This is a genomic window from Rhizobium sp. AN80A (assembly GCF_030053015.1).
In the GTDB taxonomy this organism is placed as follows: Bacteria; Pseudomonadota; Alphaproteobacteria; order Rhizobiales; family Rhizobiaceae; genus Rhizobium; species Rhizobium metallidurans.
Window position 1 is genome coordinate 231707 of the sequence record NZ_JASJPX010000001.1, and the last position, 19409, is coordinate 251115.

Annotated in this window: 17 protein-coding genes and 1 pseudogene; 15 read left to right on the plus strand and 3 right to left on the minus strand. The window is 59.2% G+C overall.

Annotation, left to right across the window (positions count from 1 at the left end):
* Nucleotides 1-45: 45 nt before the first annotated feature.
* Both P3R82_RS01095 and P3R82_RS01100 read left to right on the plus strand, forming a co-directional pair.
* A complete protein-coding gene (locus P3R82_RS01095; RefSeq protein WP_283192662.1) occupies nt 46-870 on the plus strand; it encodes an SDR family NAD(P)-dependent oxidoreductase in 825 nt (274 codons plus the stop codon).
* Nucleotides 871-887: 17 nt separating this feature from the next.
* A complete protein-coding gene (locus tag P3R82_RS01100; RefSeq protein WP_283192663.1) occupies nt 888-1721 on the plus strand; it encodes a GntR family transcriptional regulator in 834 nt (277 codons plus the stop codon).
* Here P3R82_RS01100 and P3R82_RS01105 read toward each other — a convergent pair.
* Nucleotides 1689-2582: a LysR family transcriptional regulator gene (locus tag P3R82_RS01105; protein WP_283192664.1), complete on the minus strand. Its 894-nt coding sequence runs from the start codon at nt 2580-2582 to the stop codon at nt 1689-1691. The two genes, P3R82_RS01100 and P3R82_RS01105, sit on opposite strands and share 33 nt — an antisense overlap.
* Nucleotides 2583-2711: 129 nt before the next feature.
* Here P3R82_RS01105 and P3R82_RS01110 point away from each other — a divergent pair, with 129 nt between their 5' ends.
* From P3R82_RS01110 to purU, 6 genes are all read left to right on the plus strand, one after another.
* Nucleotides 2712-3953: an FAD-dependent oxidoreductase gene (locus P3R82_RS01110; protein ID WP_283192665.1), complete on the plus strand. Its 1242-nt coding sequence runs from the start codon at nt 2712-2714 to the stop codon at nt 3951-3953.
* A 10-nt stretch (nt 3954-3963) separates the two neighbouring features.
* The gene (locus P3R82_RS01115; protein WP_183901652.1) at nt 3964-4215 is read left to right on the plus strand and encodes a sarcosine oxidase subunit delta; all 252 of its coding nucleotides are present in this window, start codon (nt 3964-3966) and stop codon (nt 4213-4215) included.
* Nucleotide 4216: 1 nt separating this feature from the next.
* Nucleotides 4217-7111, plus strand: a complete 2895-nt coding sequence (locus P3R82_RS01120; RefSeq protein WP_283192666.1) for a 2Fe-2S iron-sulfur cluster-binding protein — start codon at nt 4217-4219, stop codon at nt 7109-7111.
* Between the two features lies 1 nt (nt 7112).
* Complete coding sequence (locus P3R82_RS01125; protein ID WP_283192667.1) at nt 7113-7784, plus strand: hypothetical protein; 672 nt, start codon at nt 7113-7115, stop codon at nt 7782-7784.
* Nucleotides 7785-7894: 110 nt separating this feature from the next.
* Nucleotides 7895-8785, plus strand: coding sequence for a bifunctional methylenetetrahydrofolate dehydrogenase/methenyltetrahydrofolate cyclohydrolase FolD (folD, locus tag P3R82_RS01130; protein WP_283192668.1), 891 nt, complete (start codon nt 7895-7897; stop codon nt 8783-8785).
* A 55-nt stretch (nt 8786-8840) separates the two neighbouring features.
* On the plus strand, nt 8841-9725 hold the full coding sequence (gene purU / locus P3R82_RS01135; protein WP_183901656.1) for a formyltetrahydrofolate deformylase: 885 nt from the start codon (nt 8841-8843) through the stop codon (nt 9723-9725).
* Between the two features lie 66 nt (nt 9726-9791).
* Here the strand turns inward: purU and P3R82_RS01140 are convergent, their stop codons facing one another.
* A complete protein-coding gene (locus P3R82_RS01140) occupies nt 9792-10226 on the minus strand; it encodes a RidA family protein (protein ID WP_349294038.1) in 435 nt (144 codons plus the stop codon).
* A 100-nt stretch (nt 10227-10326) separates the two neighbouring features.
* Nucleotides 10327-11451, minus strand: a pseudogene (locus P3R82_RS01145) (pyridoxal phosphate-dependent aminotransferase); the annotation flags it as partial.
* 92 nt (nt 11452-11543) lie between these two features.
* On the opposite strand from P3R82_RS01145, the gene P3R82_RS01150 reads away from it, so the two are divergent.
* The 7 genes from P3R82_RS01150 to P3R82_RS01180 all read left to right on the plus strand — a co-directional run bounded on the left by P3R82_RS01150 (nt 11544) and on the right by P3R82_RS01180 (nt 19305).
* Nucleotides 11544-12413: a LysR family transcriptional regulator gene (locus P3R82_RS01150; RefSeq protein ID WP_283192669.1), complete on the plus strand. Its 870-nt coding sequence runs from the start codon at nt 11544-11546 to the stop codon at nt 12411-12413.
* Between the two features lie 515 nt (nt 12414-12928).
* A complete protein-coding gene (locus P3R82_RS01155; RefSeq protein ID WP_283192670.1) occupies nt 12929-13972 on the plus strand; it encodes an ABC transporter substrate-binding protein in 1044 nt (347 codons plus the stop codon).
* A gap of 45 nt (nt 13973-14017) precedes the next feature.
* Nucleotides 14018-14845, plus strand: a complete 828-nt coding sequence (locus P3R82_RS01160) for an ABC transporter permease (RefSeq protein ID WP_210279705.1) — start codon at nt 14018-14020, stop codon at nt 14843-14845.
* The gene (locus P3R82_RS01165; protein WP_283192671.1) at nt 14845-15657 is read left to right on the plus strand and encodes an ABC transporter permease; all 813 of its coding nucleotides are present in this window, start codon (nt 14845-14847) and stop codon (nt 15655-15657) included. The genes P3R82_RS01160 and P3R82_RS01165 overlap by 1 nt, the downstream gene beginning before the upstream one ends.
* 69 nt (nt 15658-15726) lie before the next feature.
* Complete coding sequence (locus P3R82_RS01170) at nt 15727-16821, plus strand: ABC transporter ATP-binding protein (RefSeq protein ID WP_283192672.1); 1095 nt, start codon at nt 15727-15729, stop codon at nt 16819-16821.
* Nucleotides 16822-16892: 71 nt separating this feature from the next.
* A complete protein-coding gene (locus P3R82_RS01175; protein WP_283192673.1) occupies nt 16893-17789 on the plus strand; it encodes a dihydrodipicolinate synthase family protein in 897 nt (298 codons plus the stop codon).
* A gap of 94 nt (nt 17790-17883) precedes the next feature.
* The gene (locus P3R82_RS01180) at nt 17884-19305 is read left to right on the plus strand and encodes an FAD-binding oxidoreductase (protein WP_283192674.1); all 1422 of its coding nucleotides are present in this window, start codon (nt 17884-17886) and stop codon (nt 19303-19305) included.
* Nucleotides 19306-19409 lie beyond the last annotated feature (104 nt).

Genomic DNA, 19409 nt, shown 5'->3' on the forward strand with positions numbered 1-19409 from the left:
TCCGGTCGTTAGGCTGCGTGAGCGCGGGAAATAGCGTGCAAAGCGGTGCTTGACAAGCTTGCGGTATCCATTTTGTATACGGAAGGACTCTCTGTATCGGGATGTGATTGCATGTATGACTTCAGTGGCAAGATAGTGGTGGTAACCGGTGGCGCCGGCGGTATCGGTGAATCGACAGCCCATGTCTTTGCGCGTTCCGGGGCAAAGGTGATCGTGATGGACCGGTCTCGGGAGGTTCTGGGCAAGGCCATGGCACGCCTTTCGGAAGCCGGCGACGTCACCGGGGTCGCTGTCGATGTCGCCGATCGTGATGCTGTCGAAGCCGCTTTCAACGACATCGCTGCGATCGGGGGTACGGATGTTCTGGTGACCAGCGCCGCCATCGTCAAGACCGGACTGATCCTCGATTTCGATCCGCAGGACTGGGAGCGCATTCTTTCCGTCAACCTTACCGGCACTTTCAATTGCTGCCAATTTGCCGGAAGGCAGATGGTGGCGAAAGGTGCAGGGCGCATCATAACCGTCAGTTCGGTAAACGGCCAGATCGCGAATACCGGGCGCGGTGCATATTCCTGCAGCAAGGGAGCGGTCGACATGCTGACGCGCCTTCTGGCTGCAGAACTCGGCGACAAGGGCGTCACGGCCAATGCGGTTGCGCCGACACCGGTCGATACGCCGATGATCCTCCAGGTTCACGGTCCTAAGGACCGGGCAATATGGGATGCCCAGATCCCCGCCAAGCGTTATGCCAAGCCGGAGGAAGTGGCTGCGGCCATCCAGTTCCTGGCGTCGCCGGAGGCTGCGTATATCAATGGGCACATCCTCAACATAGATGGCGGCTTCATGGCGTCCGGCGTACTTATACGCTAAGCAATCTATCGCAGAAATTGCACCTTCTCAGCCGGGTGTGGCGTCATGCAGCCGGTTGCTTGCCTTGTAAAATTCTTTGTAATACCACTTTTGCGATAAGGCATTGCTTTGTCAGTCTATTTGAAGGCGGAAATATGAGCGAAAGAGATGCGTGGAAAGTAGCAAGAGAACTGCGCGAGGCCATCTTACGGTTGGAACTTCGTCCCGGTCGCAGTCTCGACGAAGCGGCGCTGGCCGAATCTCTTTCCGTATCGCGCACGCCGGTCCGCGAAGCCATCATCCAGCTCATCGCCGACGGCCTTGTCGTGCGCGAGGGACGTTCGGCCAAAGTGGCGCCGCTTGACTTCGACGATCTTCCGAAACTCTATGATGCATTGCTCGTCGCCAGCCGGGTAATCCATCGGTTGGCGGCGCAGAACCGCACCGAGGAAGACTTGAGAAAAATCTCCGAGCAGATGGACATGTTCAAGAAGGAGGTTGCGTCTGGCGAGGGTGTTGGCCGTTCGGAAACGAACTTCACCTTCCACATGGCAATTGCCAATGCCGCTGACAACAGGCATTTCGCCGCCTTCTACGAACAGACGCTGATCGGCTCGATCCGAATTGCGCGCGCCTGTTTTGCCGGAAATACCAATGACGACGAAAATGACATCCGCAAACATCTCGATGAGACCGTGCGTCAGCACGATCTCATTTTCGATGCGATCGTTGCACAGGATGCGGACAAGGCAGATGAATACGCCACTCTTCATCACAAACTGACGAAACAGCGGATCAAGCGTATCCTTTTCGCCAGCTCACCGGTCCTCGGCGATGATCTAAATCTCTCCAGCGAATGGAACCTGCCCTGACAGCCACTCGATAAACGCCGCAGCTGCCCGCGTCAGGCGCCGCTGCTGATTGGGGACTATGTGAAGCGCCACAGGCAGGATCTCGCCTGCGCCAAAAGGTGCAACCAGCCGCCCGGATGCCAGATAGGCGGTTGTATAGGACGACATTGCCGCCGTGATCCCGCCGCCGCTTGCGCAGATTTCCAGCGCAGTCGCCGCATTGTCGACCTTGATCGGGGCTTCTTGAGGTGCAAGATCAAGCTTTTCCTTCTGTGCCCAGAGATCCAGCAGTTGCATGCGACCTTGGACATGAATGAGGCGGGCGGAATGCGCCCACTCTATCGTCGGTCTCTTGCCAGCGCGTGATGCCGTCTGAGGATCGGACAAGAGCATGAGGCGCTCGCTGCCCAGACGGACCGATCCCGGTGGCGGGTTCGCAACGCTCAGTGCCAATATGCTCAGGTCCGCCAGTTCGACGTTCGGATCCGTCCAGATCGTGCTGTTCAAGCGTACTTCAAGCTGGGGATGGGCGGACGAAAAGCCGTGCAGATTGCGGGCAAGCCAAAGGGCGACAAAACTCAACGGAGCCGACACTGTGATGCTTGTATGGGTTCGCGCGCCCAGAAGGCCCTGTGTCGCCATTTCAGCCCGGTCGAGCGCTTCCGCGACACCCGGCAGATAGGCCGCACCGACTTCGGTCAATTCCAGCCCATTGCTGCGCCTATGGAAGAGCGGGCGCGCAAAAAATCGCTCAAGCGCGCGAACGCGCTGGCTGATTGCTGCTTGTGTGCAATTCAGCTCTTCGGCCGCCCGCGTGAAGCTCAGATGTCTCGCCGCAGCTTCAAAGGCCTGCAAGTAGTCCAGATGGGGAAGATTGCGCATCGCTGATCCCGTTTGAGTTTCCCATGCATTACAAAAACGGGGTCACTGGGTAAAGAACGATTTCTTGTTTCTCTTTGGCCAGAAGGCATTCTGTCTTTCATCAAAGCCACATCAAGGCACAGGAAAACAATGCCTTTCTCCCTGTTGAAATATGCTCTTCGCTCCCGGCACGTTCCGTACGGCGATATTCCGAAGACGCCGGATCTGAAGCGCGCCTATGACGTGGTCATCATTGGGGGCGGCGGACACGGATTGGCTGCGGCCTATTACCTTTCGAATGTCCATGGCATCACAAATGTCGCAGTGCTCGAAAAGGGTTATCTCGCGGGCGGCAATACGGCGCGCAACACGACGACCATCCGTTCAAACTACATGACGCCGGAATCGGTTCGCTTCTACAAGGAAGGCGTCGAGCTCTACGAGACCATGTCTCAGGATCTTGGTTTCAACATCATGTTCTCGCAGCGCGGCCAGCTGACGCTTGCTCATTCCGAAGCGACGCTGCGCAGCTTCCATCTGCGGGCCGAGATGGGCAAGTATATGGGAACGAAGATCGAGGTGGTCGACGTTCAGACCGTTCGCGAATTGTGCCCTGACCTCAATCTCGATATCGGCGGCCAGCACGAAATCCTGGGTGGCCTTTGGCATGCCGATGGTGCCACCGCCCGTCACGATGCGGTTGCCTGGGGTTATGCGAAGCATGCTGCGGCTCGCGGCGTCGAGATCCATCAGCGCACGGAGGTTCTGGGCTTCGGCAAGGCCGGCGACCGCGTCACCGAGATCAAGACCAATCGAGGCACGATCGCGGCCGGCCATGTGCTGCAGGCTGTTGGCGGCCTCAATGGTCAGGTTGCTGAATTGGCCGGCATCAAGCTGCCGATCCGTTGCTTCCCGCTACAGGCCATGGTCACACAACCTCTCAAGCCCTTCCTGCACACGCTGGTCTCTTCCGCCAACCTGCACACCTATCTGGTCCAGTCTTCGCGCGGCGAAATCGTCATCGGTGGCGGATCCGATCCGTACCAGCTTGCGTCGACCCGCTCGACGCTCGACCAGAAGGAGCATCTTGCAGAAGGCGCGCTGCACCTCTTCCCATTCCTGCACAAGGTCAAGCTGCTGCGCCAATGGGCCGGTATCACCGACATGACGCCCGATTACAGCCCGATCATGGGCGCGTCTCCACTTGCGAACTACTGGCTCGATTGCGGCTGGGGAACCTGGGGGTTCAAAGCGACGCCGGTTGCCGGAAAACGCATGGCTGAAACCATCGCCACCGGTCGCGTGCCTGACATTCTGAAACCCTTCGACATGCGCCGTTTCGAAAATTTCGCCCTCCTCAACGAGATGGGCGCGACTGCTGCCAGCCATTGACGAGGCTCTCATGAAAATCCTGACCTGCCCGGTGAACGGTCCTCGCAACATCACCGAATTTCAGTATCTCGGCCCCGTGCGTGCCGCCGATGCGGAAAATCCCGATCAGCTGATCGAGTCGCTTTTCTATGCGGAAAACCCGCTGGGCGTGCTCAAGGAATGGTGGCGGCATACGCCGTCCAATACGATCCTTATTGCAGAGCGCCACACGGTCACCGACCAGATCATTGCTACCTATCTTCCCAATCGAAAGCCCGCCTGACATGACCGAACGGCTTCCATCCCCCTGGGGTTCGCGCATCGATCGCACCCGCAAGATCAGTTTCAGCTTCGATGGCCGTACTGTCGAAGGCTTTTCCGGCGACAGTATCGCATCCGCCATGGCGGGCGCCGATCGCTGGATCCTGTCTCGTTCTTTCAAATATCACCGTCCGCGTGGCATTTTGACCATGGCAGGCCAGGACGCCAATACGCTGGTGCAGTTGCCCGACGAACCGAACGTCCGCGCCGATCTGCGCGCCATTTCCGATGATCTTGCAGTAACAGCCCAGAATGTCAGCGGCACCGCAGAGAACGATCGCAACGCCATCCTCGACAAGTTTGGCCGCTTCATGCCGGTCGGCTTTTATTACCGCACGTTTTTCGGCCCAGGCCAGAAGAGCTGGCTGAAGTTCTGGGAGCCGATCATCCGCAAATCCGCGGGTCTCGGCAAGGTCGATATCAAGGCCGGACATGGCCACTATATCCGTGAAAACATGCATGTGGACGTGCTCGTCGTCGGCGCTGGCCCGGCCGGTCTGTCGGCCGCCGTCAAGGCTGCCGAGGCCGGTTCGCAGGTGCTGGTGGTCGATCTCAACCCCGAAACGGGTGGCGCGCTGACCTACGCGCGCTTCGATGTCGAGACGGACGAAGCCAACACCGTGCTGCAGGCGCTTCGCAAGCAGGCCGCGGATCTGCCGAACATCCAGATCATGACCGGTGCGACATGCAACGGCTGGTTCGCCGACAACTTCATTCCCGTGCTTCGGGAAAACCGGCTCTACCGCGTCCGTGCCAAGCAGGTTGTCGTTGCTTCCGGATCGCACGAACAGCCATTGGTATTTCACAACAACGACTTGCCCGGTGTCATTCTTTCATCCGCGGCGCAGCGTCTTCTGCGTCATTATGCGGTTCGTCCTGGCAAGCAGGCCGTCGTTTTCGCCGGCAATCGCGACGGCTATCTGACGGCGTTGGATCTCGTCGAGGCCGGCGTGAAGATTGCCGCCGTGCTGACGCCCACAGGTGGCGCGGCATGCGAAGCGCTGGCGCAGTTGCTTGCCCAGAAAGGCGTGCAGGTCATCCGCGACGCAAGCGTGATCGCGGCTGTCGGCACGAGTGGCAATCGCCGGATCCGCGCCGTCACTTTCAGCACGCGACAGCATGGCGAAAAGACGCTTGCCTGCGATCACCTGGTTGTCGCGACCGGGTATACGCCTGGCTACCAGTTGCCGCTGAATGCGGGAGCGAAGCTTGGTTATGACGACGCAAGCCGTCAATTCACCGTCAGCAATCTGCCTCAGGACTTCCATCTGGCAGGTTCGGTCGCCGGCGTCTTCTCGCTGAAATCCGTATTGCGCAGCGGCGAGATCGCCGGTTCGGCGGCAGCAAGGGCGCTTGGCCATGACGTGGTCGTCCCCATGGCGATCGAGGATCTCGACGCACCGGAAATGAACTATGCGCAGGAGCTTTCCGCACATCCGAAGGGTCGGGATTTCGTCGATTTCGACGAGGACCTGCAGGTCAAGGACATCAAGAACGCGGTCGCCGACGGCTATAGCGAGCTTGAACTGGTCAAGCGCTATTCGACGGTCGGCATGGGTCCATCGCAGGGCCGGCATTCGGCGCTCGCAACGGCCCGCATCGTCGCCGGCTCGACAGCCCGCAGCGTCGGCCAGGTCGGTATCACGACCTCGCGTCCGCCTTATGGTCCGGAAAAGCTGGGCCTTCTTGCCGGTCCGAACCATGTTCTCTATCGCCATACGGCCATTCATGACGAGCATGTCGAAAGCGGTGCGAAACTGACGCCGGTCGGCGCATGGTGGCGTCCGTTCCACTATGCCGGCAAGGGCGACGTCAGCCGTGCGATCGCGGACGAAGTCGCGCTTGTGCGCAACAAGGTCGGCATGCTGGACGTTTCGACGCTTGGCAAGCTCGCGATCCGGGGCCCGGATGCCGCTGCTTTTCTCGATCGCATCTATACGATGGCACATGCCAAGCAGCCGATAGGCCGCGTGCGTTACTGCCTGATGTTGAACGACATGGGATCCGTGATCGATGACGGCGTCGCGTTCCGCATCTCCGAGAACGAATTCTACGTCACGGCCACGACCGGCGCCGTCGCGCGCGTCTTTAGCGAGATGATGTTCCTCAATGCCAAATGGGGCATGCAGGTCGATATCCAGAATATCACCGCCGCTTTCGCCGCGATCAATGTCACCGGCCCTGCCGCTCGTCAGGTTCTGGAAGCACTCGGCGGCGATATCGATCTTTCGGCGGAAGGATTTCCCTATCTCAACGGTCGCGTCGGCGTCATCGGCGGATGCCCCGTTCGCATCATGCGTATCGGCTTCACCGGCGAGCTCAGCTACGAACTACACGTACCGCAGTCCTACGGTGCCGCCCTCTGGCGCAAGCTGCTCGAAGTGGGCGCTCCTCACGGTCTGCGTCCCTACGGCCTGGAAGCCTCGCGTATTCTGCGTCTCGAAAAGGGCCATATCATCATCGGCCAGGATACGGATGCGCTTTCGACACCGGAAGAGCTCTCGATGGAATGGGCCATTTCCAAGACCAAGGCCCGATATGTTGGTAAAGCCGGCGTGGAGGCGCGCGCGAAGCTTGAAACCACGCGCAAGCTGTGTGGTTTCGAAATCTCGGGTGACGATGGCAAGCATCTGGCCGAATCCAACCTCGTCTTCCGCGATGGCCGTCCTGCTGGCTTCGTGACTTCGGCCTGTTATTCGCCGACGCTCGGAAAATGGGTAGGCCTCGCTTATGCCGATCCGCGCGATGTCCAGCCGGGATCAAGCCTCAGCATCAAGAGCTTCGGCGGTCAGGATATCTCGGCCAAGGTGGTGAAGGTTCCATTCTACGATCCGGAAAGCAAGCGGCAGGAGATGTGAGATGAGCACGACTGGACATATCAATACTGCCGCGACGGCATCGCAGCCCGACCTTGCTCTGCGCAACGATCTTCTCGGTGCGCGCCTTACCCGCCGCGCGACCGTGCCGACAGGCGCCGAGAATGTCGTTATCGAATGCACGCCGACAGAACGTTTCGGCGTTCGCGGGCCGGGAACCATCGACTGGGTCGCGGCGCAGGGACTGGCTGTGCCGCCAGCGGTCAACACATCCGCGATTTCGCCCTGCGGGACGACGGTCATGCGTCTCGGTCAGCAGGAAGTTCTGCTGACCGCTCCTGTCGGTGACGATGGACAGCGGCTGCGCGAACTGCGTTCGGCATGGAACGAGAGCACGCTTCCCGCGAAAGGTTACGATGCCTATCGCGAGGAAGGTTGGGCCTGGTTCGTCGTCTCCGGTCCCGACGCACCGGTGCTGATGCGCCGCAGTTCGATGGCGGATCTCGGGCCGAACACCCTGAAGGTCAACGAGATCGCACAGACGCGCGCATTGCATCTGGATGTCGTCGTTGCCCGCGAAGATCGTTTCGGCGCAGTTTCCTACGATATCTTTCTCGACATCGCCTCGGCGAAATTCGCTCTGGATGTCCTGACCGAAACCGCGCAGGAACTGGATGCGGGCTTTCAGCTGGCGGCGTTGCGCGCTGTCGCCTGAGTGCGGAATTTCTAAAACCACAAGCCAACACGGATCGCTTTCTGCGTGGTGTTCAGACCCGCGTACGATGACGCGTGTTCCGATGAGGGCCAGTAAAGGATTGAATGCGCATGGTCGCGACGAAGATCGATGGAAGGGCCTTTGCTGAAACCGTCCGCCAGGACGTGGCCCGGCATGTTGCGCAACTCCGGTCGGATCATGGCGTCACGCCAGGTCTGGCAGTCGTGCTCGTCGGCGAAGATCCGGCGTCCGAAGTCTATGTCCGCAACAAAGGCAAGCAGACGCGCGAATGCGGCATGGCGAGTTTCGAGCACAAGCTGGATGCCGCCACGTCCGAAGCCGAGTTGCTTGGCCTGATCGACAGGCTCAATGCCGACCCGTCCGTTCACGGAATACTCGTTCAGCTCCCCCTGCCGTCGCACATAGAGAGCAACAAGATCCTAAATGCGATCGATCCCGCCAAGGATGTCGATGGGTTCCACATCTCGAATGTCGGTTTGCTGGGGACAGGACAGAAGGCTATGGTGCCTTGCACACCGCTCGGTTGCCTGATGCTGCTTCGCCATCATCACGGCAAGCTGGATGGGCTGAACGCGGTCGTGCTCGGCCGCTCCAATATCGTTGGCAAGCCGATGGCGCAGCTTCTACTGCGCGACAACTGTACCGTGACCATCGCCCATAGCCGCAGTCGCGATCTCGAAAGCATCGTGCGATCCGCGGATATTGTTATCGTCGCCGTCGGGCGGCCGGAAATCGTGACGGGTGACTGGATCAGACCAGGCGCGACCGTGATAGACGTCGGCATCAACCGCATCGAACGCGACGGTAAGACAAAACTGGTGGGCGACGTGCATTTCGACAGTGCCGCCGATATGGCCGGTGCCATAACACCCGTGCCCGGCGGTGTCGGCCCCATGACCATCGCCTGCCTCTTGGCAAATACGCTGACGGCGTGCTGCCGCGCAAAAGGCCTTTCCGAACCATCCAGCCTCACGGCCTGATTGAAACATCCGCCAGCCGAACCGGCTGACGTCCGCCCATCCTCCAGGAGCTTCCATGAACCAGTTCTACTTGACAGTGACCTGCCCCTCGACGCGGGGCATCGTTGCGGCAATCACCACCTACCTTGCCGAGAAAGGCTGCAACATCACCGACAGTTCGCAGTTCGACGACAGCGAGACCGGCAATTTCTTCATGCGGATCAGTTTTCGCTCCGAGACTGGAACCGACCTTGCTACACTGCGCGAGGGTTTCGCTGATCCGGCTAAGGCATTCGGCATGACCTATTCATTCCATGACGAGACCGAGAAGATGAAGGTCGTCATCATGGTCTCGCGCTTCGGCCATTGCCTCAACGACCTGCTCTATCGCTGGCGGATCGGCGCGCTGCCGATCGAGATCGTTGCCGTCATCTCCAATCACATGGAATACCAGAAGGTCGTGGTGAACCATGACATTCCCTTCCACTACATCAACGTGACAAAGGCCAACAAGGCGGAGTCGGAAGCGCGTCAGCTGGCCATCATCGATGAAACGAATGCCGATCTGGTGGTGCTTGCACGTTACATGCAGGTTCTGTCGGATGAGATGTGCCGCAGGATGTCGGGGCGTATCATCAACATTCACCACTCCTTCCTGCCAAGTTTCAAGGGTGCGAACCCCTACAAGCAGGCTTATGAGCGCGGCGTGAAGCTGATCGGCGCCACCTCGCATTACGTGACGGCGGATCTCGACGAAGGTCCGATCATCGAGCAGGACACGATCCGCGTGACGCACGCGCAAAGCCCGAACGACTACGTTTCGCTCGGTCGCGATGTGGAGAGCCAGGTTCTGGCGCGGGCGATCCATGCTCATATCCATCGCCGTGTATTCCTCAACGGAAACCGCACGATCGTCTTCCCGGCGTCACCGGGTTCGTTCGCCTCGGAACGCATGGGCTGAAAACAGGAACGCAAAAAGCCCTGCCCGCCATTCTTGAGAAATGGCGGGCAGGGCTTTTTCATATGCTTATACGCAGGCGACCAGCTGGATTTCGACCGGCGCATTGCCCGGCAGGGTGGCCACGCCGATTGCGGCGCGGCATCCGATGGCGATGTCGCCGAGTTGATCTTTCAGGAACTGCGAGGCGTAGTCGGCAAGTTTCGAGTGGGCCGTAAAGCCCGGCTCGGCAGCGATATAGACCGTGAGGCTGAGGATCGCGGAAAGCCGTTCGTCGGCACCAAGTTGAGACTGTGCCGCCGACAGAGCGTTGCCGCAGGAGAGGATGACCGCGTCGCCATGCTGCGCCGGATCGGCCGAGGCGGGAAGGATGCCCGTGAATTGCAGAACGCCATTCCGGCGCGGAGTCATTCCTGCCGTGAAGATCATGTCTCCACGACGAATCGCAGGGACGTAAAGCCCCTGCGGGATCGGCTTGCCATTTCCGGACTGGTCCGGGTTCATGCGCGATATCGGTCGGCGAGCGTAATGAGGCGCTCTGCCGCGCCACTGCCGCTACATGGTCCTGCGAGAAGTTCAGGCGCACGCTGCTGTCGCAATAGGGGCTGAACTCGGTGCCGGGCGTCACGATCACGCTTGCCTGAAGCCTCAGGATGCGAACGAAATCCTTGCCGCTGACGGACAGCTTTGGCAGCTGCGGGAAGATGTAGCTGCCGGCTTCCGTGGTGCGGACCCTCACGCCTTCGCTGGAGCGGAACACCTTCAGGAGGTCGTCGCGGATGGCTTCATGTTCACGTACACGCTGATCCATCCACCCCGCCGGCTCGTTGAACCATGTGCGGAACACGGCCTGACTGTATCCGCCGGCGCGCAACGATACGATCGCCTGCAGCTTTTCCATCCGGGTGACGATTGCTTTCGAACCGAAGGCGACGCCAAGGCGATAGCCGCTCAGCGACTCGGTCTTGGACGGTCCCATGATGGTGATGACATTCTCGGCATCGATCGCTTCCGCACGCAGATGTGCGTAGTCCACACCGGAATAGAGCAGGCGCGAATAAAGCTGGTCGACGATGACGGTCGCACCGTAGCGGCTGGCCAAGGCGGCGATCGTCTTGATCTCTTCGCGCGAATAAACCACGCCTGCCGGATTGTTCGGGTTGGAGAACAGGAAAACTTTCGCGCCCGACTTGAAGGCGTCTTCCAGTTGACCGAGCTCGAGGCCGGCGCGGCCCTCGACATTCTGATAATCCATCTGGATGGGCAGCATCTGCCCTTCACAGAATTCGACCAGCTTGCGGTTGGCGAAATAGTCGGGCTGAACCACTGCGACCTTATCGCCATGCGCGACGGTGGACGCGACGGCCAGGAAAAGCGCTCCCTGCGTACCGGGGGTCAAGATCATGCCGTCAGCTGCGTCGACGGGCGCGCCGGTAAAGGCTGCAATGCTTGGGGCGAGCTGTTCGCGGATCGAAATATCACCACGATATTCCGTGTAGGCCTGCTTGCCGCCTGCTTCCACGCCCGCGCTGAAAACCTCGAAGGAGCCGGGTGTCGGCGTAAACGCGTCAACGTCGCCGTGGGAAAAGTCCACGGGGCGGCCCTCGATCTTTTCTCCGCGCAGGAGCGCCTGGATATCTCCCGCCTGCTGGCGGACTTCCTGACCAGGCGCAGCATCTGTGCCCATGCGTTCGAACTTAGCTTGAATAGTCATTGAAACTCCCTTCATCGGCCCGAAGGCCACGTTGAAGCAATGATAGCCGGGTTTTAAAGCAATAAAATATGCTTGCTAGTTTCTTCAAAAGATAGAAAATATATCTTATGGATACGAAGTTTCTGGAGAGTTTCCTGATCGTCGCAGAATGTGGCTCCGTCGCAGAGGCTGCACGACGCCTCAATATGACATCGGCTGCTGTGGCGCAGCGCATAAGGGCGCTGGAGGCCGAGCTTGGTCAGGAACTGGTCTCACGGGTTGGGCGCACGGTCCGTCCGACGGCTGCCGGTCTTGCCGTGCAGCGCCACGGGCCGGCTCTCGTGCGCGCGGCAAGAGACCTGAGTGCAATCGCGGCCGGAGATCTTCCGAGCGGTCAACTTCGGCTTGGTGCGACCGCGACTGCGATGACCGGCCTCATTCCACAGATTACGGCCAACCTCAGCGAACGCTTTCAGCAGATCGAGTATTTCCTGCAGCCTGGTTCATCCGTGAACCTCTACCATGCGGTCCTGTCGGGCGAACTGGATGCGGCTATTCTGATCGAGCCGCAATTTCCGATTCCAAAGGCTTTTGGCTGGTCCACCATCCGGCAGGAACCTTTGCTCCTGCTCGCGCCCGCTGATCTCGAAGTCAACGATTTCCGTCTGGTGCTCACAGAGCAGCCGTTCATTCGCTATGACCGCAATCAATGGGGAGGCCAGATCGTCGACCGGTATCTGCGCCGTCATTCCATCACTGTAAGGGAATGGGCAGAGCTCGACGCGTTGGATGCCATCGCGGCACTCGTCGATCGCGGTCTGGGCGTCGCCCTGGTTCCCGATTGGGCTCCACCATGGCCCGAAGGTCTTCGACTGCAGAAACATCGGATGGAGGATGGCGAGCTTCGCAATATGGGGGTGCTCTGGGCCAATTCCGGTCCGCGCATCGCCGCCATTCGCGCTTTTGTGGAGGCGTGTGAAGCGATTTCGAAGGTTTGAACGAGGCTTGCTAAGCGCTTCTTTCCTGCGCGCCTGCTTCGGAGCTTTTCCAACTAATTATGATCATTGGGAAAAATTGCGCGCAGATCACGCTGCCGTCGCGCCTTTCAGCCTCTGAAACATGATTGCCGTAAAAAAAAGGATTTGCTCACGATGGCCATTGACAGCGGTTTCGGTATACGTAAAGTATTCTGAATGGCGACTGAAACCAACAAGCTGCCTTGCACCTCCTCCACTGAAATCGAGTGGTGCGTCATCAAAGACTGTGGACTGCATCCGACCATAAATCCGCCTGCCAGGGAGATTCGGCGACGGAAGTGAAGTTGAAAGCGGCGCGGCGTGAGCGGCGCTGTGAATGCCGAGGTGCGCCTTTAGCCAAGGGCTGCACCCGTATTGAAAGGGTTTGCAAGCGATCCAATCGCAGCGGTGAAAATCGTCAACGCTGCCAGTAGCGAATACATTCAACGATAGAGAAAAAGGGGAACACAATGACTCGTCGTCGCATGAATCTGCCCATGATCAATCGTCGTAACTTTTTAGCCAAGGCGGGTCTCGCAACGGTTGGCGTGCTAGCCGCGCCCTACGTCAGCACCAGCTACGCGGCTACCAAGGAACTGGTTCTTGTTACCTGGGGTGGGAATTATCGCCAGGGTATGGAGGACGGCCTGGTCAAGCCGTTCATGAAGGAAACCGGCATCAACGTGACGGTTCTCGATACGCCCGACATGGCCAAGGTCAAGGCTCAGGTCATGACCGGTAACGTACAGTGGGACGTTTTTGATGCGCCCGGTTCGATGGGCGCCAGTGGCGCTGCCAACGGCTATTGGGAAAAGCTTCCCTCCGGCCTCTTCGACGAAGCCGACCTGACCCTGCCATCCAAGGAAGTGCTTGTGCCCTTCTTTACTTTTGCAGGTGGTATCGCCTTCGACCCGGCTCGTTTTCCGGACGGCAAGCATCCCAATACCTTCGCTGACTATTTCAATGCAGAGGCCTTTCCCGGCCGCCGCACGCTGAGAACGCGTGCGATGGAGACGCTTGAAATCGCCCTTCTCGGCGATGGCGTCGCGCCGGCCGATCTTTATCCGCTCGATATCGACCGTGCATTCAAGGTGCTCGAGAAGATCAAGCCGCACGTCGCCAAGTGGGTTGAAGCCACTCCCCAGACGGTGACGCTGCTACAGACCAAGGAAGCGGATTTCAGCTTCACCTATGCGAACCGCATCCAGGCAAGCAACCGTGACCAGGGCGTGAAGCTCGGCTTCTCCTTCGACCAGAACCTCAACGGCGTGGAATACCTTGCCGTTCTGAAGGGAGCACCGAACAAGGAAAATGCGTTCAAGTTCCTCTCTTTCGCGATGAAACCGGAATATCAGGCGTCTTGCATGGAAGCGAAGGGCGGGGCTCCGATCAGCCGCAAGGCCTATTCGCTGCTGAAGCCGGAATCGCTTGGATGGCTGCCGAAACTCGACAACAAGAACAACGCCTATATCAACGACGAATGGTGGTCGACGAAGCTTGAGGCGACGGAACGCCGCTTCAAGGAATGGCTGCTCGGTTAACAGTCACGATTTCATATCGTTGGTTGAAGCCTAGAGGACATTTCCGTGACAGTCATCGCATCCAAGGGTGCCGGACCTTTCATTGCTCCAGCAGCGATTCTTTCGCTGCTGGTAGCCCTGGTCCCACTCATCTTCATTTTCTACAACAGCACGGCGGGTGGAACATCCGCGGAGGCCTTCGCCAGCATTGTCGAAAGCAATCTGTTCCTGCGCGCGATGCGGACGACGATGGAGGTGTCTCTCCTCGCAAGTCTTATCAGCGTGGTCCTGGGTTATGTCGTCGCACTTCATCTGGCGCGGCAGTCGGCGCGGCGGCGAGCCGCGCTGATGGTTCTGGTCCTGCTGCCGTTCTGGACCAGCATCCTCGTGAAGAGCTACGCCTTTACGATTATCCTCGGCCGTGAAGGCATCATCAACGGCTTTCTGTCCTGGGCGACGGGTATCGATGTGGCCCTGCCGCTGATCTTTAACCGCGTCGGGGTCATGGTCGGCATGACCAATTATCTGACGCCGCTCGTGGTGTTTCCGGTTCTTGCCAGTCTTCTGGCGATCGACCCGGCACTTTATCGCGCGGCCGAGATCATGGGTGCGAAACCTGCCCGCATCTTCCTGACCGTCACGCTTCCGCTCAGTGTTCCCGGTGTTCTCGCCGGCGCTCTCAGCGCGGCAGTCATGTCGCTCGGCTTCTTCATCGTGCCGGCACTAATGGGCGGTAAGCAGGATCTGATGCTCGCGAATCTCGTCGATTTCTACACCCGCGAGGTTCTGGACTGGAACATCGCTTCTGCGGTGGGCGTGATCCTATTCGCGCTGGTCGCCATTTTTGCGGTGCCCGCAACGCTTCTGCGCAGCAAACAGCAGGGAGGGCACTGATGGCTGGTCATATCAACGATCGTCGAAAGGTCACCTACCGCTGGATCGGCACGGCTCTCGCCGTCTGCGTCTACATCTTCCTGCTCGCACCGAGCATCATCGTCATCCCGGTCTCGTTCGGTTCGCAGTACGAACTCAACTTTCCGCCGCGGCAATATTCTCTCGATCTCTATCGCATCTTCTTCTCCAGCGCTTCCTGGATGCAGCCGCTGTTCCTCAGCCTGCGGGTCGCTTTCATGACGACCATCATCTCGACAATCATCGCCGTGCCTGCCGCCTATGCGATTGTTCGTTTCAGCTTTTTCGGCAAGAAGTTGCTGATCGGACTGATCATGAGCCCGCTGGTCATTCCATCAGTGGTCTTTGCGCTCGGCGTCTATCTCTATTTCTCCTATCTCAGGCTGACTGGAACCACGGCAGGACTCGTCGTCGCTCACACCATGTTCGTGCTTCCCTATGCGCTGGTGATCATCAGTGCAGGGGTGCAGAAGCTCGACCCGAACCTGGAGTTCGGCGCGATGCTGATGGGAGCGGGCCGTTTCCGGATGATGATGACGGTGGTTCTGCCGCAGCTTTATCCTTCGATCGGGGCGGGAGCGCTGTTCGCCTTCCTCGTCTCGTTCGACGAAGTCGTCATTTCGTGGTTCCTGGCCGGGCCCAGCACGACCACGCTCTCGGTCAAGATGTTCAGCGCGATCCAGTGGGAGATTTCACCGGTGATCGCGGCCGTATCGACCATTCTTACGGCCATCTCGCTCGTCGTCTGCCTGGTCAATGTGATGCTTCAGAAGAAAGCCGACGTTGCAGCGTGAGGCAGGCCATCGACCGAACAAACAGATTTGCGCCAGAGCCGAGGCTCTTTCCGCGCCAAGGAAGAAACCATGACCGATACCGAACAGAATATGATTGAATTGCAGGGGGTTTCGAAGGAATTCGGCACGTTTCTCGCCCTGCACGCCACGACGCTCCAGGTCAAGAAGGGCGAATTTCTCACTCTTCTCGGCCCGTCTGGTTCCGGCAAGAGCACGCTTCTCAATATGATTTCGGGCGCTTTTGCCTCGACTACCGGAAAGATTCTCCTCAATGGGGTGGATATTACCAATGCGCCGCCGCGCAAGCGCGGCATCGGCATGGTGTTCCAGAACTATGCGCTCATGCCGCATATGACAGCCTTCGAAAACGTCGCCTATCCCCTCAAGGTGCGCGGAGTTTCCAAGGCCGAGATCAAGGACAAGGTAACGGACGCCCTGAAACGTGTCGGCCTTGCCGGTTTCGAACATCGCAAGCCAAAGCAACTATCGGGTGGCCAGCAGCAGCGTGTCGGTATCGCCCGCTGCATCGTCTACTCGCCATCGATCATCATGATGGACGAGCCGCTCGGCGCACTCGACAAGAACCTGCGCGAGCAGATGCAGGACGAAATCAAGACGCTGCATCGCGAGATCGGCACGACCTTCATCTACGTAACGCATGATCAGGAAGAAGCCCTGAACATGTCCGATCGTATTTGTCTCATGAACCATGGCGGCATCGTGCAGCTGGGCACGCCCGACGACCTCTATTTTCGTCCGGTCAACAAGTTCGCAGCCCAGTTCATCGGTGAGTCCAATCTGCTAACCGGAACTGTGGAGGCCGGCGGACGGCTGAAGCTCTCTACCGGCTACGCGCTTACCCTGTCGTCGAATGCCAAGGTTGCCGCTGGCCAGTCCTGTCAGGTGATGCTGCGCCCTGAACGTATCAGAACCGTCGCTGCCGGCGAAGCGGCTTCGTCCGCGACCGTGCAGACGGTCGCCGGGCGCGTCGAGGGCGTAACCTTTATCGGCAGCATGACGACGCTTGCGGTGGAGCTGCCGGACCGCACGGTCCTCAAGCTGAAGCTCACCTCCCTGCCGCTGCAGAGCCGTTACAAGGTCGGCGACGCAATCGAATTGTGCTGGGACGCAGAGGATCTCGTCGTTCTGCAGGATGAAGCCTAATGGGGTTGAGGGCGCACCAGCGCGCCCGCACATCGCTCTCGTGACGATAATTGGAATTTTGGAGACATATCATGGATATCAGCAATCTTTCCGGCATCGTCACGGCGACACCGACCCCGATTAGGGACGGAAACGTTGACGTTTCTTCCGTCAAGGAGCTTGCACGCTACCTCCTGGCAAATGGTGCCACCGGCCTCGCGCCGATCGGCGGTACCGGCGAATATATCTCGCTGAGCGAACAGCAAAAGGTCGACATGGTTCGCGCGACCGTCGAGGCAGCCGATGGCGCCATCCCGACGATTGCCGGTCTGATCGCGCCGGGTCTCGGTGAAGTCTTCGATTCCGGCAAGCGAATCCTCGATGCCGGCGCCGACGGCCTTCTCGTCACCACGCCCTTCTACGTTCGTCCGACCCAACAGGGCGTGATCGACTATTTCAAGGCGATTTCCGACACGCTCGATACGGACCTCGTCCTCTACGAATTCCCCTACCGCACGGGGGTCTCCCTCACGGCGGAAACGGTCCAAGCTCTGGGCGAAACCACCCGCATCGTCGCGATGAAGGCATGCAATGCCGATGCCGGCCTGCAGATGCGCGTCCTTGAGGCGGCGGGTGACAAGATTGCGATCCTCTCCGGTGACGAGGACGTCTATCCGTTGCATCTGGCAGCCGGCGCCAAGGGTGGCCTCTTCGCCTCGTCATGCATCATCCCCAAGGTCTGGAACAGGATTACCGAACTTGGTCAGGAAAACAGGACCAAGGAGGCGCTGGAACTGCACTCCAGGATCAGGCCGTTCCTGAAGCTCATCTTTTCCGAACACAATCCGATCCCGCTCAAGGCTGCGCTACGCATACTCGGCAGGCCCTGCGGCGAAGCCATGCTGCCGCTTCTGAGCGCGAGCGCGGAAACGGAAGCGCAACTGGTCAAGATGCTTCCGGAAATGCAGGCGCTGGAAGCGTCTCTTTAATACTGGGGGACGGTGGCTATCGGCTGCCGTCGCTCGCAAGCCGCCCATATTCGACAAGACGTGTGCCCGGCAGATTGCCAACTGGAAGTGAAACATGGACATCGACAAGCAGATCGTCGCCGAAATCGAAGCACGGTTGGGTGCGAAGAATATCAGGACCGGAGCCGACGCCGAGGGGTTCCTCGAAGACTTCTGGGGACGCGCGCGCGGCAAGACACTGTGTGTCGCTCTGCCTGCCAGCACGCAGGAGGTCTCCGACGTCCTTTCCATCTGCTTTCACCACAAGATCGCGGTCTTTCCGCAAGGCGGTAATACGAGCACGTGCCTTGGTGCCGTGCCGGATGCGTCGGGCCGTTCAATCGTTCTTTCGCTGTTGCGGATGAACCGCATCCTATCGGTCGATCCGCTCGATGCATCGATCACCGCCGAGGCAGGCTGCATTCTTGCCGACATTCAGGAGGCCGCCGTCAAGGTCGACAAGTTCTTCCCGCTCAGCCTCGGGGCAGAAGGAAGCTGCCAGATCGGCGGCAATGTTTCGACCAATGCCGGCGGCACCAGCGTCCTGCGCTACGGCAATACCCGCGATCTCGTGCTCGGCATGGAAGTCGTGCTGCCGGACGGCCGCATATGGGACGGCATGCGGACGCTTCGCAAGAACAATACGGGCTACGACCTCAAGCATCTGTTCATTGGTGCGGAAGGATCGTTGGGCATCATCACGAAGGTTTCTCTGAAGATCTTCCCGAGCCTTCCCCATCTGACTTCGGCGCTGATCTCGTTCGAGGATATTGCCAACCTGACAGCCTTCACGGAACCGCTGCGGAAGACATTTGACACATCGATCATCGCCATGGAGCTGATTTCCGGCAGCGAGGTCCGCATCGTGAAGGCGATGATGCCGGATCTGAGCATTCCCTACGATCAGAATGTCGGCTGGTTCCTGCTGGTGGATATCGTTTCCGACGGGCAGGGCGATATTGCCGACCGCCTCCAGGATGTTCTCGGCGGAGCGATGGAGGACGGCCATATCACAGATGTGCTGATCTCCGCCAACGAGGCGCAGCGAGCGGCGATCTGGAAACTTCGGCACTCGGTCACCGAGTCTCACAAGAAATACGGCATGGGCATGTCGCATGACGTCGCCGTGCCGATCGGCGATATTCCGCGCTTCATTCAGATCGCCAAGGCGAAGGTCGACGACGCTTTCCCGCAGGCCGACATAGCGATTGTCGGCCATGTCGGCGACGGCAACCTGCACTACAACGTGATCTTCGAAAAGTCCCGCTGGGCTGCCATTCCCGATCAATCGAAGATGCGCAAAGACGTCTACAAGGTCATCTACGACATTGCCGCAGGCATGAACGGTACGTTCAGCGCCGAACACGGGATCGGGGCGCTGCACGTGGCGGAAATGAAGACCTACAAATCCGAAATCGAACTGGAAATGATGAAGGGGGTGAAGTCGCTGTTCGATCCTCACAACATCATGAATCCGGGTCGAATACTGCCGGAATGACGCCGCCCGCCTGAGGCAGGGCTGCCGGATGCGACAGGCGGCGTGATCCGCCTCACATCATCCGACCGATCACGAGTTCAGCATCATGCATCTTCGCCTGTCGT

Coding starts and splice junctions, on each gene's coding strand:
- P3R82_RS01165 (WP_283192671.1), top strand. CDS start 14,845: ATGGCTGGTCATATCAACGATCGTCGAAAGGTCACCTACCGCTGGATC.
- P3R82_RS01155 (WP_283192670.1), top strand. CDS start 12,929: ATGATCAATCGTCGTAACTTTTTAGCCAAGGCGGGTCTCGCAACGGTT.
- P3R82_RS01125 (WP_283192667.1), top strand. CDS start 7,113: ATGAGCACGACTGGACATATCAATACTGCCGCGACGGCATCGCAGCCC.
- P3R82_RS01115 (WP_183901652.1), top strand. CDS start 3,964: ATGAAAATCCTGACCTGCCCGGTGAACGGTCCTCGCAACATCACCGAA.
- P3R82_RS01175 (WP_283192673.1), top strand. CDS start 16,893: ATGGATATCAGCAATCTTTCCGGCATCGTCACGGCGACACCGACCCCG.
- P3R82_RS01180 (WP_283192674.1), top strand. CDS start 17,884: ATGGACATCGACAAGCAGATCGTCGCCGAAATCGAAGCACGGTTGGGT.
- folD (WP_283192668.1), top strand. CDS start 7,895: ATGGTCGCGACGAAGATCGATGGAAGGGCCTTTGCTGAAACCGTCCGC.
- P3R82_RS01110 (WP_283192665.1), top strand. CDS start 2,712: ATGCCTTTCTCCCTGTTGAAATATGCTCTTCGCTCCCGGCACGTTCCG.
- P3R82_RS01170 (WP_283192672.1), top strand. CDS start 15,727: ATGACCGATACCGAACAGAATATGATTGAATTGCAGGGGGTTTCGAAG.
- P3R82_RS01140 (WP_349294038.1), bottom strand. CDS start 10,226: ATGAACCCGGACCAGTCCGGAAATGGCAAGCCGATCCCGCAGGGGCTT.
- P3R82_RS01105 (WP_283192664.1), bottom strand. CDS start 2,582: ATGCGCAATCTTCCCCATCTGGACTACTTGCAGGCCTTTGAAGCTGCG.
- P3R82_RS01120 (WP_283192666.1), top strand. CDS start 4,217: ATGACCGAACGGCTTCCATCCCCCTGGGGTTCGCGCATCGATCGCACC.
- P3R82_RS01150 (WP_283192669.1), top strand. CDS start 11,544: ATGGATACGAAGTTTCTGGAGAGTTTCCTGATCGTCGCAGAATGTGGC.
- purU (WP_183901656.1), top strand. CDS start 8,841: ATGAACCAGTTCTACTTGACAGTGACCTGCCCCTCGACGCGGGGCATC.